The sequence below is a fragment of the Yinghuangia aomiensis genome (assembly GCF_039542225.1).
Taxonomy (GTDB): domain Bacteria; phylum Actinomycetota; class Actinomycetes; order Streptomycetales; family Streptomycetaceae; genus Yinghuangia; species Yinghuangia aomiensis.
This window is the reverse complement of record NZ_BAABHS010000026.1, coordinates 20,520-36,706: the sequence shown is the minus strand read 5'-3', so window position 1 is coordinate 36,706 and position 16,187 is coordinate 20,520. Positions and strand designations below refer to the sequence as shown.

Here is a 16,187-nt window from a genome sequence, read left to right as displayed (position 1 = left end):
GTGTCTGCGCCTGGTGACTAATGGACGAACAAGGCGGCCTTGTCCGCAAGGTCCAAAACGGGCTGCGGCAGGATGCCAAGCACCACGGTAACCGCTACCCCCAAGGCGATGGCAGCGGTGGTCATGACGCTGGGCACGACCACCGTCGGACCGTCCGCTTTCGGCTCCGAAAAGAACATGAGCACGATGACTCGGACATAGAAGAACGCGGCGATGGCAGAACACAGCACACCCACGATCACAAGCGGTCCGGCACCGCCGTCCGCCGCCGCCTGGAACACCGCGAACTTCCCGGAGAAACCGCTGGTCAGCGGGATTCCGGCGAACGCCAGGAGGAAGATCGCGAAGACCCCGGCGACCAGCGGAGAGCGCCTTCCGAGGCCCGCCCAACGGGACAGGTGGGTCGCTTCGCCGCCCGCGTCGCGCACCAGCGTGACCACCGCGAAGGCACCCAGAGTGACGAAGCCGTAGGCGACCAGGTAGAACAGCGTCGACGACGCGCCGGCCTCGCTGGCCGCGACCATGCCGGTCAGGATGAAGCCCGCGTGCGCGATCGACGAGTACGCCAGCATGCGCTTGACGTCCGTCTGGGTGATCGCGATGACCGCGCCCGCGATCATCGTGACGATCGCGACGCCCATCATCACCGGCCGCCAGTCCCACTTCATGCCCGGCATCGCCACGTAGAAGAACCGCAGCAGCGCACCGAACGCGGACACCTTGGTGGCCGCCGCCATGAAACCGGTGATCGGCGTCGGCGCGCCCTGGTACACGTCCGGCGTCCACGAGTGGAACGGCACCGCGCCGACCTTGAACAGCAGGCCGACCGCGACCATCGCGAGACCGATCAGCAGCAGCGCGTCGTTGTCCATCGCCCCGCCGGTCGCCACCGCGATCCGGTCCAGCCGGACGCTGCCCGAGTAGCCGTACAGCAGCGCCACGCCGAACAGGAAGAACGCCGAGGAGAACGCGCCGAGCAGGAAGTACTTCAGCGCGGCTTCCTGGGACAGCAGCCGCCGGCGCCGGGCGAGCCCGCACAGCAGGTACAGCGGCAGCGACAGGACCTCGAGCGCCACGAACATGGTCAGCAGGTCGTTCGCGGCCGGGAACAGCAACATGCCGCCGAGCGCGAACATCGTCAGCGGGAACACCTCGGTCTGGTGCAGCCCCGCCGCCGTCGCCTCGCGCTCCTGCGCGCTGCCGGGCGCGGCCGCGGCCTGCGCCGCGAAGGCGTCCCCGCCGGGCTCCAGGCGCCGTTCGGCGATCATCAAGACCGACACGATGCCCAGCAGCAGCAGCGTGCCCTGCAGGAACAGCGCCGGCCCGTCCACGGCCACCGCGCCCACCGCGGCGACCTCCCGGCTGCCGTGCAGCGCCAGCACGGCGGCGAACGCCGCCGCCATGCCGCCGAGCGCGACCACCAGCTGCGTCGCGTAGCGCGCCTTGCGCGGCACGAACGCCTCGACCAGCACCCCGGCCACCGCGGCGCCGAACACGATGAGCATCGGCGAGAGTTCGCCGTACTCGATGTGCGGCGCCTGCACGGCCGCGGCGAGTTGCGGTACCGCACTCACTACCGCGCTCACTTGTTGCCTCCGAGGGGGGTGACGGCGGCTGCCTGCTCGACGGGCGCCTGGATCGGGTGCGCCGGTTTCGGATCGGTCTTCTCGACCTGGCTCAGCGTGTCGTCCACCGCCGGGTTGACCACGTCCAGAATCGGCTTCGGGTAGACGCCGAGGACCAGCAGCAGCGCGAGCAGCGGCGCGACCACGACCAGCTCGCGCACGTTCAGGTCGCGCATCTTCTCGACGCCCGCCTTGACCGGGCCGGTCATGGTGCGCTGGTAGAGCACCAGGACGTACAGCGCGGCCAGGATGATGCCGACCGTCGCCACGATGCCCGCCGCCTGGTAGCGCGAGAACGTGCCGACCAGCACCAGGAACTCGCTGACGAACGGCGCCAGCCCGGGAAGCGACAGGGTCGCCAGGCCGGCCACCAGGAACGTGCCCGCGAGCACCGGCGCGACCTTCTGCACGCCGCCGAAGTCGGCGATCGTCTTGCTGCCCCGCCGGGTGATCATGAAGCCCGCGATCAGCAGCAGCGCCGCCGTCGAGAAGCCGTGGTTGACCATGTAGAGCGTGGCGCCCGAGTGACCCTGGCTGGTCAGGGCGAAGATGCCCATGATGATGAAGCCGAAGTGGGAGATCGACGTGTAGGCGATGAGCCGCTTGATGTCGGTCTGCCCGACCGCGAGCAGCGCCCCGTAGATGATCCCGATCACCGCCAGCGTGATCACCAGCGGTGCGAACGTCTTCGAGGCGTTCGGGAACAGCTCCAGGCAGAACCGCAGCATCGCGAACGTGCCGACCTTGTCCACCATCGCGGTCACCAGCACCGCGACGCCCGGCGTGGCCTCCGTCATGGTGTCCGGCAGCCAGGTGTGGAACGGCCACAGCGGCGCCTTGATCGCGAACGCGAACATGAACCCGAGGAACATCGCCTTCTCGGCGCCCGGGCTGATGTGGAGTTCGCCGGTCGACACCGCCTGCGCGATGCGCGCCAGGTCGAACGTGCCCTGGCCGGGACCGGCCAGGTCGTGGTCGGCGGTGGTGACGTACAGCCCGACCACGGCGGCCAGCATGACCAGGCCGCCGAGCAGGTTGTAGAGCAGGAACTTGACCGCCGCGTACGACCGCTGCGCCCCGCCGAAGCCGCCGATGAGGAAGTACATCGGGATCAGCATGGCTTCGAAGAAGATGTAGAAGACGAAGACGTCGGTGGCCGCGAACGACACCACCACCATCGCCTCGACCGCCAGCATCAGCGCGAAGAACGCGTGCGTCGACCGCGGCGCCGCCGACTCGCCCGCGGTGCCGTCCATCCGCACCTGCGGCCCGTCCGCGTCGTGCCACGACGCGAGGATCAGGATCGGCATGAGCACCGCGGTCAGCAGGATCAGCACGACGCCGATCCCGTCCACCCCCAGCGACCAGTGGACGCCGAACGACTTGATCCACGCATAGCTTTCGGTCATCTGGAAGCGGTCGCCGTCCGGCGAGAACTTCACCGTGACGATGATCGCCAGCACGAGTTCGACCAGCGTGACCAGCAGTGCGAGGTTCTTCGCGAGAGTGCGCTTGGCGGCCGGGAGCACGGCGACGGCCAAGGCGCCCGCGAAGGGCACCGCCGCCATCACCGTCAGCCAGGGGAAGTGGCCGTTCATCGCAATCCCTCCGCCGCGTGCCGTGCCGTATCAGGGAGCCGAAGGGGCCTGGCGCAGCGCGCGGCCCCGGAGTACCGGCGGGCCATCACGCCATCCTCGCCATCAGCGTCGCCGCGACCACGATGGCCGTGCCGCCGAACATCGACAGCGCGTACGAACGGGCGAACCCGGTCTGCACCTTCCGCACCCGTGCCGACGTGCCGCCGATGAACGCGGCCAGCCCGCCCACGAATCCGTCGATGCCGCGCAGGTCCAGCCACACCAGCCAGCGCGTCAGGTACTGGCCGGGCCGCATGACCAGGCCCTCGTTGATCTGGTCCTGGTACAGGTCCTTGCGGGCCGCCACCGTGACGAACGAGCCGTGCGGCGCGACCGCCGGCACCTCGCGTCGCGCGAACTGCAGGTAGGCGACCAGCACGCCGAGCGCCACCATCGCGACCGCCATGCCGGTGACCGCCCATTCGCTGAACGGCAGGTCGCCGTGGCTGAACCCGGTCACCGGGGTCAGCCACTTCACGAACGAGTCGTTGAGCACGAACAGCCCGCCCGCGAACACCGATCCGAACGCCAGGACGATCATCGGCACGGTCATCGACGCCGGCGACTCGTGCGGGTGCGGCTCGTGCCAGTCGCTCGGCGCGCCGACCGGTGCTTCCTTCCACCGCTCGCGGCCGAAGAAGGTCATGAGCATCACGCGCGTCATGTAGAACGCGGTCAGCGCCGCCGCGACCAAGGTGACCGAGCCGAGGATGTACCCGCTCGTGCCGCCCTTCGCGAACGCCGCCTCGATGATCTTGTCCTTGGTGAAGTAGCCGGACAGCAGCGGGAAGCCGATGATCGCCAGGAAGCCGAGGCCGAAGGTGACGAACGTGACCGGCATGTACTTGCGCAGGCCGCCGTACCTCCGCATGTCGACCTCGTCGTTCATGCCGTGCATGACCGATCCGGCGCCGAGGAACAGCCCGGCCTTGAAGAAGCCGTGCGTGACCAGGTGCATGATCGCGAACGCGTAGCCGATCGGGCCGAGGCCGGCGGCCAGGATCATGTAGCCGATCTGCGACATCGTCGAGGCGGCGAGCGCCTTCTTGATGTCGTCCTTCGCACAGCCGACGATCGCCCCGAACAGCACGGTGATCGCACCGACGATGGTGACCGCGAGCTGCGCGTCCGGCGACGCGTTGAAGATCTCGGCGGACCGGGTGATCAGGTACACGCCCGCGGTGACCATCGTCGCCGCGTGGATCAGCGCGGAGACCGGCGTCGGGCCCTCCATCGCGTCCCCGAGCCAGGCCTGCAGCGGGAACTGCGCGGACTTGCCGCACGCCGCGAGCAGCAGCATCAGGCCGATGCCGGTGAACGTGCCGTCCGACGCCTGCGCGTTCCCGCTCAGCACCTGGTCGAAGGAGAAGGTGCCGAAGGTGGTGAACATCAAGAAGATCGCGACGGCCAGACCGAGGTCGCCGACGCGGTTCATGATGAACGCCTTCTTCGCCGCGGTCGCCGCCGACGGCTTGTGCTGCCAGAACCCGATCAGCAGGTAGGACGCCAGGCCGACGCCTTCCCAGCCGACGTACAGCAGCAGGTAGTTGTTCGCCAGGACCAGCAGCAGCATCGAGGCGACGAACAGGTTCAGGTAGGCGAAGAACCGGCGCCGGTTGGGGTCTTCCGCCATGTAGCCGATCGAGTAGATGTGGATCAGCGACCCGACACCCGTGATCAGCAGCACGAAGACCATCGACAACTGGTCCAGGTGCAGCCCGACTTCCGCCTGGAAGCCGCCGACCTGGATCCAGTCCCACAGGTGCTGGTTCACCGACCGGTCGGCGCCGCTCTTGTCGAGCATGCCCGCGAACAGCACGAGCCCGACCGCGAACGATCCGAGCGCGAGCGCCGTTCCGAGCCAATGCCCGAACTTGTTGGTACGCCTGCCGCCGAGCAGCAGGACCGCCGCGCCGAGCAGCGGCAGCGCGATCACCAGCCAGGTCGCGTCGAACACGCCGCTCGCCGCGACCGAGTGCACACCACCGCCGCCTTCCGCCCCCTCACCCGAGGTGGCGAGCAGCACGCCGGTTGCCAAGGTTTGCGTCACCAGTCCCCTACCACTTCATCAGGTTGGCGTCGTCGACCGAGGCCGACCGGCGGCTGCGGAAGATGGCGATGATGATCGACAGGCCGACCACGACTTCGGCGGCCGCGACGACCATCGTGAAGAACGCGATGACCTGGCCGTCGTAGTTGCCGTGCATCCGCGCGAACGTCACGAACGCCAGGTTCGTCGCGTTGAGCATCAGCTCGATGCACATGAACACGACGATCGCGTTCCGGCGCATCAGCACCCCGGCCGCGCCGACGGTGAACAGCAGCGCCGCCAAGTACAGGTAGTTGGCCGGGTTCATGAGCGCGACTCCTTCGATCCTGCGCCGGCCGCGACCGAGTCGCCGTGGGCGGTCCCGGCCGCGTCAGGGTCCCCGGCGGCCGGAGCCGAGCCGGAGCCGGTACCGTCGCCGGCCTCGGGCTCCTGCGGTTCGGTGCCGCCGTCCGGGCCTTCCTCGCCCTCGTGGCGGGCCGTGGGCACGTCGCCGCGCTGCTCCATCCACACCTCGGCGCTCTCCTCCAGCTCGGCGACCCGGTGCACCGGTTCGCGGCTGACGTCGCGCACCTGGCCGCGGGCCCGCAGCGTGGCGTTGACCGACAGCTCGGAGACCGTGCCGTCGGGCAGCAGCGCGGGGATGTCGACCGCGTTGTGCCGGGCGTAGACGCCCGGCGCGGGCAGCGGCGCGAGGTTGATGTTCTCCCGCACGCGCGCTTCGGACAGCTCCCGCTGCGTCTTGCGCGGCTTGAGGCGCTCGCGGTGCGCCAGCACCATCGCGCCGAGCGCCGCGGTGATCAGCAGGGCGCTGGTGATCTCGAACGCCCACACGTAGCGGGTGAAGATCAGGTGCGCGAGGCCTTCCACGTTCCTGCCCTCGCGCATCGCGGCGACCACCTGCGGGTCGGTCTCCTGCGCACCGGCCGGCGACGTCCCGCCGCCGTACCCGGCGAAGTTGCCGAGCGACGCGTTGGCGATGCCCGCCACCAGCAGGATGCCGAAGCCCAGGCCCGCGAGGATCGCCGCGACGCGCTGGCCGCGCAGCGTCTCCTTGAGCGAGTCCGCCGAGGAGACGCCGACCAGCATGAGCACGAACAGGAACAGCATCATGATCGCGCCGGTGTAGACGACGATCTGCACGACGCCGAGGAAGACCGCGCCCTGCGCCATGTAGAAGACCGCCAGGCACAGCATGGTGGCGGCCAGGCACAGCGCGCTGTGCACGGCTTTCTTCATGGCGACCGTGCCGAGCGCGCCGAGCAGCGCGACGGTGGCGAGGATCCAGAACTGCACCGCCTCGCCGGTCGACGTTCTGGTGAGCTGTTCCGCGAGGACGACGCCTCCGGACAGCCCGTCCGCAGCCATGGTCATCGGACACCCGCTTCGTGGTCGTCGTGGACGTCCGCGGACGCGTCCTCGGCGGCCTCGCCCGGCTCGCCCGCCTGCCCCTGGGTGACCGTGCCCGGGGCCGCCTCGGTGACCTTGCCGAGGTAGTAGTCCCGTTCTTCCATCTCCGGGTACATGGCGTGCGGCGGGGCGACCATGCCTTCGTGCAGCGGGGCGAGGAGCTGCTCCTTGGTGAAGATCAGGCTCGCCCGGGTCGTGTCCGCGAGTTCGTACTGGTTCGTCATCGTGAGCGCCCGGGTCGGGCACGCCTCGATGCACAGGCCGCAGAAGATGCAGCGCAGGTAGTTGATCTGGTAGACGCGGCCGTAGCGCTCACCGGGGGAGAACCGCTCTTCCTCGGTGTTGTCCGCGCCTTCGACGTAGATCGCGTCCGCCGGGCAGGCCCACGCGCACAGTTCGCAGCCGACGCACTTCTCCAGCCCGTCCGGGTGCCGGTTGAGCTGGTGCCGGCCGTGGAACCGCGGGGCGGTGGGCTTTTTCTCGAAGGGGTAGAACTCGGTGTTCGCCTTCTTGAACATGGTCGCGAAGGTGACGCCGAAGCCCGCGACGGGTCCCAGGAAGTTGCCCACGGTCATACCTCCTTGTCCGTCGGGTTCGCGGGGGACGGTGCGCTGGCAGGGGATTGCCCGTCGTCCGGGCTCTCGGACGAGCCGCCGCCGACGCTGACGGTGGCGCGCCGGATGTTGCGGCGCGGTACGGGCGGGAGTTCCTGCCCGGGCAGCGGGGGCACCGGGAATCCGCCGGCCATCGGGTCGAACGGCACCGCGGCGCCGGGCGTCCCGGGCAGCGGCTCGGGCTTCTCCTCGTCGTCGTCGGCGCCGCGGACCATGTCCCACAGGACCGACAGCACGAGGAGGACGATGATCGCGCCGGCGATCCCGAGCACGATGTTGCGGTAGTCGTAGCCCTCGTTCTTGAGCGCCCGCACGGTGGCCACGAGCATGAGCCACACCAGCGACGTCGGGATGAGCACCTTCCACCCCAGGCGCATGAACTGGTCGTAGCGCAGGCGGGGCAGCGTGCCGCGCAGCCAGATGAAGAGGAACAGGAAGAGCTGGACTTTGAGGAAGTACCAGAGCAGCGTCCACCAGCCGCTGTTGGCGCCTTCCCACACCGCGGTGATCGGCGGCGGCGCATGGTACCCGCCGAGGAACAGCGTGGTGGCCAGCGACGAGACGACGACCATGTTGACGTACTCGGCGAGGAAGAACAGCGCGAACTTCAGCGACGAGTACTCGGTGTGGAAGCCGCCGACGAGTTCGCCTTCCGCCTCGGGGAGGTCGAACGGCGCGCGGTTCGTCTCGCCGATCATCGCGATCACGTAGATCACGAACGACACCGGCAGGAGTACCGCGTACCAGGTCTGGTGCTGCGACTGGACGATCTCCGAGGTGGACATCGAGCCGGAGTAGAGGAACACGCCGGCGAACGACAGGCCCATCGCGACCTCGTACGAGATCATCTGCGCCGTCGACCGCAGCGAGCCCAGCAGCGGGTACGTCGATCCGGACGACCAGCCCGCCAGCACGATGCCGTAGATGCCCACCGACGCGGTCGCCAGGATGTACAGCACGCCCACCGGCAGGTCGGTCAGCTGCAGGTGCGTCTGGTGTCCGAACATCGACACCTCGCCGCCCATCGGGATCACCGCGAACGCCATGAACGCGGGGACCATCGCGACGACCGGCGCGAGGATGTAGACCGGCTTGTCGGCGGCCTTGACGATGATGTCTTCCTTGAACGCCAGCTTCACGCCGTCGGCGAGCGACTGGAGCAGGCCCTGCGGCCCGACGTGCTTGGGGCCGATGCGCATCTGCATCCACGCCACGACCTTGCGCTCCCACCAGATCGCGAACAGCGTCATGACGACGCAGAACGCGAACACCAGGACCGCCTTGAACAGGATCAGCCACCACGGATCGGAGGCGAACCCGACCGGATCAGCCGCGAGTTGCATCAGCTCTCCTCCTCGCCGGTCGTGCCGTCGGCCCCGGCGCCGTTGCCGCCGGTCCCGTTGGCTCCGTTGGCTCCGTTGGCTCCGATGCCGTTGACGCCGGTGCCGTTCGGCGACCCGTCGGCGCCGTGCCCGCGCGGGCCGAGCGCCGTGCCGTTGGCCGCACCGTCGGTGCCGTTCGACGCCCGCTGCTGCGGCAGGACCGCGGCGCGCAGCCGGACGGTCTCGCCGGGCACCGCACCGAGGTCGCGGTGCAGGGCCGATCCGGGCGAGTTCGCCGGGATCCACACCACGTCGTCGCCCATCTCGGTGACCGCGAGCGGCAGCGTGACCTCGCCGCCGCGGCCGGTCGAGACGGTCACTTCGCCGCCGTCGGCCGCGCCGATCCGGGCCGCGGCCGCGGCGCTCAGCCGGACGACCGGGCGGCGGCGCGTGCCCGCCAGCGCGGACTCGCCGTCCTGCGCGCGGCCTTCGTCGAGCAGCAGCCGCCAGGACGCGAGCACCGCTTCGTCGGTGCCCGGCTCGGCGGCCGGGCGGCGGAGCGGTGCGGCCGGGGCGGCGGAGCGTTCGCCCGCCCAGCCGCCGAGGCGGCGCAGTTCGCGGCGGGCCGCGGCGACGTCGGGGAGTCCGAGGTGGACGTCCATTTCGTCGGCGATCGAGTTGAGGACCCGCAGGTCGGGCATCACCGTGCCGGTGTCCTGGAGCACCTGGTCCTGCTTGAGGACCGAGGCGAACGGCCGTTCGCGGCCTTCCCAGTCGACGAACGTGCCGGCCTTCTCGGCGGCCGCGGACACCGGGAACACCACGTCGGCGCGTTCGGTGACCTCGCTGTGCCGCAGTTCCAGGCTGACCACGAACGGTGCGGCGTCCAGCGCGGCCAGCGCCGCCGCCGGGTCGGGCAGGTCGCCCGGTTCGACGCCGCCGACGACCAGCGCGCCGAGTTTGCCGTCGCGTACGCCGCGCAGCATGGCCGCCGTGTCCAGTCCGTAGCCGCCGGGGAGTTCGGCGACCGACCAGGCCGCGGCCACCTCGGCGCGGGCCGCCGGGTCGCTGACCGGGCGGCCGCCGGGGAGGAGGTTGTAGAGCGCGCCGGCTTCGAGTGCGCCGCGTTCCCCGGCGCGGCGCGGCACCCACGCGAGGCGGGCGCCGGTGGCTTCGGCCAGCGCGAGGGCCGAGGACAGCGCGCCCGGGATGCCGGCCAGGCGTTCGCCGACCAGGATCACCGCGCCGTTCTCGGCGAGGAGTTCCGCGGCCGACCGGCCGAGGTCGTCCAGGCCGCTGCCGGTCGCCAAAGCGTCGAGCCACGCGGGTTCCAGGCCGGGGGCCGCACGCAGGAGCGCGCCCTGCATGCGGACGAGGCCGGACGACGCGAACGGCGCGATCGAGAAGATCTTCAGGCCGTGCTTGCGGGCCGCCTTGCGGAGCCGCAGGAACACGATCGGCGACTCGTCCTCGGGCTCGAACCCGGCGAGCAGCACCGCGGGGGCCTTCTCCAGGTCCGCGTAGGTGACGCCCATGCCGGTGCCGGCGACCGCCGCGGCCAGGAAGTCGGCCTCCTCGGTGCTGTGCTCCCGGGCCCGGAAGTCGATGTCGTTGGTGCCGAGCGCGACGCGGGTGAACTTCGCGTATGCGTAGGCGTCTTCGACGGTGACCCGGCCGCCGGCCAGCACACCCGCGCGCCCGCGGGCCGCGGTCAGCCCTTCCGCGGCGGCGGCGAGGGCCTCCGGCCACGACGCGGCTTCCAGTTCGCCGGTCTCCGGGTCGCGCACCAGCGGGGTGGTGATGCGGTCGCCGAGGGTCGCGTACCGGAAGGCGAAGCGGCCCTTGTCGCAGTTCCACTCTTCGTTGACCTCGGGCTCGTCGCCCGCGAGGCGCCGCATCACGCGGCCGCGCCGGTGGTCGGCGCGGAGCGAGCACCCGGAGGCGCAGTGCTCGCACGCGGTGGGCGACGACACGAGGTCGAACGGGCGGGAGCGGAACCGGTAGGCCGCCGAGGTGAGCGCGCCGACCGGGCAGATCTGGATGGTGTTGCCGGAGAAGTAGGACTCGAACGGCTGCTTCTCGTAGATCCCGACCTGCTGGAGCGCGCCGCGTTCGATGAGCGCGATGAACGGGTCGCCCGCGATCTGGTCGGAGAAGCGGGTGCAGCGCGCGCACAGCACGCACCGCTCGCGGTCCAGCAGCACCTCGGACGAGATCGGCAGCGGCTTCGGGTAGGTGCGCTTGACCTCGCCGAACCGCGATGTCGTCCGGCCGGACGTCATCGCCTGGTTCTGCAGCGGGCACTCGCCGCCCTTGTCGCACACCGGGCAGTCGAGGGGGTGGTTGATGAGCAGCAGCTCCATCACCCCGTCCTGCGACTTCTTGGCGACCGGCGAGGACAGCTGGGTGCGCACCACCATGCCGTCGGTGACGGTGGTGGTGCAGGACGCGAGCGGCTTGCGCTGGCCTTCCACGTCGACCAGGCACTGGCGGCAGGCGCCGACCGGGTCGAGCAGCGGGTGGTCGCAGAACCGGGGGATCTGGATGCCGAGGAGTTCGGCCGCGCGGATGACCAGCGTGCCCTTCGGGACGCTGACCTCGATCCCGTCCACCGTGATGGTGACGAGGTCCTCCTGCGGCTTCGGCGCGGGAGCACCGCCCGCCGGAGAGTTGGTCGTGACGGTCATCAGGCTTGCGCTCCCGTCAGGTTCGAGGCCCACACGGTGGAGGCCGCGGGGTCGAAGGGACAGCTGCGGTGCGTCAGGTGCGCCACGTATTCGTCGCGGAAGTACTTGAGCGAGGAGAAGATCGGGCTGGCCGCGCCGTCGCCGAGGGCGCAGAACGACTTGCCGTTGATGTTGTCGGCGACGTCGAGCAGGGTCTCCAGGTCCTGTTCGGTGCCGTCGCCCTTCTCCAGGCGTTCGAGGATCTGCACGAGCCAGTAGGTGCCTTCGCGGCAGGGCGTGCACTTGCCGCACGACTCGTGCGCGTAGAACTCGGTCCACCGCAGGACCGCGCGGACGACGCACACCGTCTCGTCGAAGATCTGCAGGGCTTTGGTGCCGAGCATCGATCCGGCGGCGCCGACGCCTTCGTAGTCGAGCGGGACGTCGAGGTGCTCGTCGGTGAACATCGGCGTCGACGAGCCGCCCGGCGTCCAGAACTTGATCCGGTGCCCTTCCCGGACGCCGCCCGCCAGGTCGAGGAGTTCGCGCAGCGTGACGCCGAGCGGCGCCTCGTACTGGCCGGGCCGCTTGACGTGCCCGGACAGCGAGTACAGCGTGAACCCGGGCGACTTCTCCGAGCCCATGCCGCGGAACCACTCGACGCCGCGGTTCAGAATCGACGGCACGGACGCGATCGACTCGACGTTGTTGACGCACGTCGGCGACGCGTACAGGCCGGCCACCGCGGGGAACGGCGGCCGCAACCGCGGCTGGCCCCGGCGCCCTTCCAGCGAGTCGAGCAGCGCGGTCTCCTCGCCGCAGATGTACGCCCCGGCGCCCGCGTGCACGGTGATCTCCAGGTCGAAGCCCGACCCGAGGACGTCCTGGCCGACGTAGCCGGCGTCCTTGGCTTCCTGCACGGCGGCCTGCAGCCGGCGCAGCACCGAGACGACTTCGCCGCGCAGGTAGATGAAGGCGTGGCTGGAGCGGATCGCGTACGCCGCGATGATCACGCCTTCGATGAGGACGTGCGGGTTGGCGTACATGAGCGGGATGTCCTTGCAGGTCCCCGGCTCGGACTCGTCGGCGTTGACCACGAGGTAGTGCGGATTGCCGTCGCCCTGCGGGATGAAGCCCCACTTCATGCCGGTCGGGAAGCCCGCGCCGCCGCGGCCGCGCAGGCCGGAGTCCTTGACGGTCTGGATGACCTCGTCGGGGTGCTTGGCCAGTGCCTTCTTGAGGCCCTGGTAGCCGTCGTGCTTGAGGTAGGTGTCCAGCCGCCAGGGCTTGTCGTCGTCCCACGGCTCGGACAGCACCGGGGTGAGGATCGAGGAACTCGGGGAGTTCGAAGCGTCGGTCATGGCCGTCACGCCCCCGTCTTCGCGTCGCCGTCGGGGTTGTGGCCCTTCGCGATGCGCAGCCCCACGAGGCTGGGCACACCGCCCGCGCCGCCTTCGTCGACCGCGCCGGGGCGCGGGTCGGGGAAGCCGGCCAGGATCCGCGCGGTCTCCCGGAAGCCGCACAGCTTCGCGCCGCGCGACGGCGTCACCGCGGTGCCCGCCCGGATCTCGTCGACGAGGTCCTTGGCGGAGGCCGGGGTGACGTTGTCGAAGAACTCCCAGTTGACCATCACCACGGGCGCGTAGTCGCACGCCGCGTTGCACTCGATGTGCTCGAGAGTGATCGTTCCGTCGGGTGTGGTGCCCTTGTTGCCGACACCGAGGTGGTCCTTGAGCGTCGCGAAGATCTCGTCGCCGCCCATGACCGCGCACAGCGTGTTGGTGCACACGCCGACGTGGAAGTCGCCGCCGTTCTCGCGCCGGTACATCGTGTAGAACGTCGCGACCCCGGTGACGTCGGCGGTGGTCAGGTCCAGCATCTCCGCGCAGAACTCGATGCCGGACGGGCTGACGAACCCTTCCTCCGCCTGCACCAGGTGCAGCAGCGGCAGGAGCGCCGAACGCGACTGCGGGTAGCGGCCGATGATCTCCCGCGCGTCGGCTTCGAGCCGCTCGCGGACGTCGGCGGGGTATCCCGGCGCTGGCAGGCGGGGCATGCCCAGGTCGGTCATCGGTCGACACCTCCCATGACGGGGTCGATGCTCGCGACGGCCACGATCACGTCCGCGACCTGGGAGCCTTCGCACATGGCTGCCATGGACTGGAGGTTCGTGAACGACGGGTCGCGGTAGTGGACGCGGAACGGCCGGGTGCCGCCGTCGCTGACCATGTGCACGCCGAGTTCGCCCTTGGGCGACTCGATCGCGGCGTACACCTGGCCGGCGGGGACCCGGAAGCCCTCGGTCACCAGCTTGAAGTGGTGGATCAGGGACTCCATCGAGGTGCCCATGATGGTGCGGATGTGGTCGAGCGAGTTGCCGAGGCCGTCCGGGCCGAGCGCGAGCTGCGCGGGCCAGGCGACCTTCTTGTCCTCGACCATGACCGGGCCCGGCTTGAGCCGGTCCAGGCACTGCTCGACGATCCGCAGGGACTGCTTCATCTCCTCGATGCGCACGAGGTAGCGCCCGTACGCGTCGCAGGTGTCCGCGGTGGCCACGTCGAACTCGTAGTTCTGGTAGCCGAAGTACGGCTGCGTCTTGCGCAGGTCGTGCGGCAGGCCGGTGCTGCGCAGGCAGGGGCCGGTGACGCCGAGCGCCAGGCAGCCGCTCAGGTCGAGGTAGCCGATGCCCTCGGTGCGGCCTTTGAAGATGTGGTTGTCGTTGAGGAGCATTTCGTACTCGCGGATCCGGCCGGGCAGCACCTCGACCAGTTCGCGGATCTTGTCGACCGCGCCGGGCGGCAGGTCCTGCGCGAGGCCGCCGGGCCGCACGTAGGCGTGGTTCATGCGCAGGCCGGTGACCATCTCGAAGACGTCGAGGATGAGTTCGCGGTCGCGGAACCCGAACGTCATGACGGTGAGCGCGCCGATCTCCATGCCGCCGGTGGCCAGGCAGACCATGTGCGAGGAGATGCGGTTCAGCTCCATGAGCATGACGCGGATGACGTTCGCCCGGTCGGGGATCTGGTCGGTGATGCCGAGCAGCTTCTCCACGCCGAGGCAGTAGGCGGCCTCGTTGAACAGCGGCGTCAGGTAGTCCATGCGCGTCACGAAGGTGACGCCCTGGGTCCAGCTGCGGTACTCGAGGTTCTTCTCGATGCCGGTGTGCAGGTAGCCGATGCCGCAGCGGGCTTCGGTGACCGTCTCGCCGTCGATCTCCAGGATGAGCCGGAGCACGCCGTGCGTGGACGGGTGCTGCGGGCCCATGTTGACGACGATGCGCTCGTCGGCGTCCGCGGCGGCCTGGACGACCTCGTCCCAGTCCGAGCCGGTGACCGTGTAGACGCGGCCCTCGGTGGTGTCGCGGGCCGGCGCTTGCTGCGTGTCGTCCGCGGCCTGCGCCCGCGGTGCTTCCTGGGTGCCGGTGAACTCGTCGGTGTGCGACATCAGCTGTACGACCTCCGCTGGTCGGGCGGCGGGATCTGGGCGCCCTTGTACTCGACGGGGACGCCGCCGAGCGGGTAGTCCTTCCGCTGCGGGTGGCCGGGCCAGTCGTCCGGCATGAGGATGCGGGTGAGCGCCGGGTGGCCGTCGAAGACGATCCCGAAGAAGTCGTAGGTCTCGCGCTCGTGCCAGTCGAGCGTCGGATACACCTTCACCAGCGACGGGATGTGCGGGTCCGCGTCGGGGGCGGCCGTCTCCAGGCGGACCTGGCGGTTGTGGGTGATCGAACGCAGGTGGTACACCGCGTGCAGTTCGCGGCCTTCGTCGGTCGGGTAGTGCACGCCGCTGACGCCGCTGCACAGTTCGAAGCGCAGCGCGGCGTCGTCGCGGAGCGTCTGCGCGACCTGGCGGAGGCCGTCGCGGCGGACGTGGAAGGTGAGTTCGCCGCGGTCGACGACGACGCGGTCGACCAGGTCGTCGAAGGCCAGCCCGGCTTCCTCCAGCGCGCCCGCCAACTCGTCCGCGACGACGTCGAATTCGCCTTCGTCCCGCTGGTCCGCGGTGCTGTGCGGCCCGCCGTACGGCCGCGTCGCCGCCCCGGGCAGGGCGACGGTGCGGACGAGATTGCCGTAGCCGGACGTGTCGCCGGACCCCTTGGCGCCGAACATGCCGTGGCGCACGTCGAGGATCTCCGGGCGGTCTTCGCGCGGCACGGGAACCGCGCCGCCGCCCGGGGCGTCGTTCCCGGTGGTGCCGTTGTTGCCGGTGGTCACCGCAGGAGCCCCTTCATCTCGATGGTGGGCACCGCGGTCAGCGCGGCTTGCTCCGCGGCGCGGGCCGCCTGCACGCGGTTCACGCCGAGGGGCATGTGCTGGACCTGCTCGTGCAGCTTGAGGATGGCGTCCATGAGCATCTCGGGACGCGGCGGACAGCCGGGGAGGTAGATGTCCACGGGCACGATGTGGTCGACGCCCTGGACGATCGCGTAGTTGTTGAACATGCCGCCGGAGGAAGCGCAAACGCCCATCGACAGCACCCACTTCGGTGCCGCCATCTGGTCGTAGATCTGCCGGAGGACGGGCGCCATCTTCTGGCTCACGCGGCCCGCGACGATCATCAGGTCGGCCTGCCGCGGCGAGGCGCGGAAGACCTCCATGCCGAACCGGGCCAGGTCGTAGCGCCCGGCGCCGGTGGCCATCATCTCGATCGCGCAGCATGCGAGCCCGAAGGTGGCGGGCCAGAACGAACTCTTGCGGAAGTAGCCGGCGAGATCCTCGACCGTGCTGAGCAGGAAGCCGCTGGGCAGCTTCTCCTCAATACCCATCGGATGGCCTCTCCTGGATCACTGGGATCACCTGGATCACCTGCGTCAGTTCGGTGTCTGTGCGGTATGCGGAAAGCCGGACCTCGGGTACGGCACGCGGG

At 70.1% G+C, this 16,187-nt stretch carries 13 protein-coding genes; all 13 read right to left on the bottom strand.

The features are described from left to right. Positions 1-17: 17 nt before the first annotated feature. The 13 genes from nuoN to ABEA93_RS29835 all read right to left on the bottom strand — a co-directional run bounded on the left by nuoN (position 18) and on the right by ABEA93_RS29835 (position 16,086). Positions 18-1,505 carry an NADH-quinone oxidoreductase subunit NuoN gene (gene nuoN / locus ABEA93_RS29895; RefSeq protein ID WP_425585167.1) on the bottom strand — a complete coding sequence of 496 codons (1,488 nt, stop codon included), beginning with the start codon at positions 1,503-1,505 and terminating at the stop codon, positions 18-20. A gap of 77 nt (positions 1,506-1,582) precedes the next feature. Next, on the bottom strand, positions 1,583-3,223 hold the full coding sequence (locus tag ABEA93_RS29890; protein ID WP_345678955.1) for an NADH-quinone oxidoreductase subunit M: 1,641 nt from the start codon (positions 3,221-3,223) through the stop codon (positions 1,583-1,585). 85 nt (positions 3,224-3,308) lie between these two features. Beyond that, positions 3,309-5,219 carry an NADH-quinone oxidoreductase subunit L gene (gene nuoL / locus ABEA93_RS29885; RefSeq protein ID WP_345679029.1) on the bottom strand — a complete coding sequence of 637 codons (1,911 nt, stop codon included), beginning with the start codon at positions 5,217-5,219 and terminating at the stop codon, positions 3,309-3,311. 100 nt (positions 5,220-5,319) lie between these two features. Further along, the gene (nuoK, locus tag ABEA93_RS29880; RefSeq protein ID WP_345678954.1) at positions 5,320-5,619 is read right to left on the bottom strand and encodes an NADH-quinone oxidoreductase subunit NuoK; all 300 of its coding nucleotides are present in this window, start codon (positions 5,617-5,619) and stop codon (positions 5,320-5,322) included. Further along, entirely contained in the window at positions 5,616-6,683 is a 1,068-nt protein-coding gene (locus ABEA93_RS29875) for an NADH-quinone oxidoreductase subunit J (RefSeq protein ID WP_345678953.1), read from the bottom strand. Before ABEA93_RS29875 ends, nuoK begins: the two co-directional genes overlap by 4 nt. After that, positions 6,680-7,294 (bottom strand): NADH-quinone oxidoreductase subunit NuoI, encoded by a 615-nt coding sequence (gene nuoI, locus ABEA93_RS29870; RefSeq protein WP_345678952.1) that lies wholly within the window; start codon positions 7,292-7,294, stop codon positions 6,680-6,682. Before nuoI ends, ABEA93_RS29875 begins: the two co-directional genes overlap by 4 nt. Beyond that, the gene (gene nuoH, locus ABEA93_RS29865) at positions 7,291-8,676 is read right to left on the bottom strand and encodes an NADH-quinone oxidoreductase subunit NuoH (protein WP_345678951.1); all 1,386 of its coding nucleotides are present in this window, start codon (positions 8,674-8,676) and stop codon (positions 7,291-7,293) included. Before nuoH ends, nuoI begins: the two co-directional genes overlap by 4 nt. Beyond that, a complete protein-coding gene (locus ABEA93_RS29860; RefSeq protein WP_345678950.1) occupies positions 8,676-11,342 on the bottom strand; it encodes an NADH-quinone oxidoreductase subunit G in 2,667 nt (888 codons plus the stop codon). The genes nuoH and ABEA93_RS29860 overlap by 1 nt, the downstream gene beginning before the upstream one ends. Continuing rightward, the gene (gene nuoF, locus ABEA93_RS29855; RefSeq protein ID WP_345678949.1) at positions 11,342-12,682 is read right to left on the bottom strand and encodes an NADH-quinone oxidoreductase subunit NuoF; all 1,341 of its coding nucleotides are present in this window, start codon (positions 12,680-12,682) and stop codon (positions 11,342-11,344) included. The genes ABEA93_RS29860 and nuoF overlap by 1 nt, the downstream gene beginning before the upstream one ends. Positions 12,683-12,687: 5 nt before the next feature. Then, a complete protein-coding gene (gene nuoE / locus ABEA93_RS29850) occupies positions 12,688-13,377 on the bottom strand; it encodes an NADH-quinone oxidoreductase subunit NuoE (RefSeq protein WP_425585166.1) in 690 nt (229 codons plus the stop codon). Positions 13,378-13,388: 11 nt separating this feature from the next. Next, on the bottom strand, positions 13,389-14,765 hold the full coding sequence (nuoD, locus tag ABEA93_RS29845; protein ID WP_345678947.1) for an NADH dehydrogenase (quinone) subunit D: 1,377 nt from the start codon (positions 14,763-14,765) through the stop codon (positions 13,389-13,391). Next, positions 14,765-15,535 carry an NADH-quinone oxidoreductase subunit C gene (locus ABEA93_RS29840; protein ID WP_345678946.1) on the bottom strand — a complete coding sequence of 257 codons (771 nt, stop codon included), beginning with the start codon at positions 15,533-15,535 and terminating at the stop codon, positions 14,765-14,767. Before ABEA93_RS29840 ends, nuoD begins: the two co-directional genes overlap by 1 nt. Beyond that, on the bottom strand, positions 15,532-16,086 hold the full coding sequence (locus tag ABEA93_RS29835; RefSeq protein WP_345678945.1) for a NuoB/complex I 20 kDa subunit family protein: 555 nt from the start codon (positions 16,084-16,086) through the stop codon (positions 15,532-15,534). Before ABEA93_RS29835 ends, ABEA93_RS29840 begins: the two co-directional genes overlap by 4 nt. Positions 16,087-16,187: the final 101 nt, after the last annotated feature.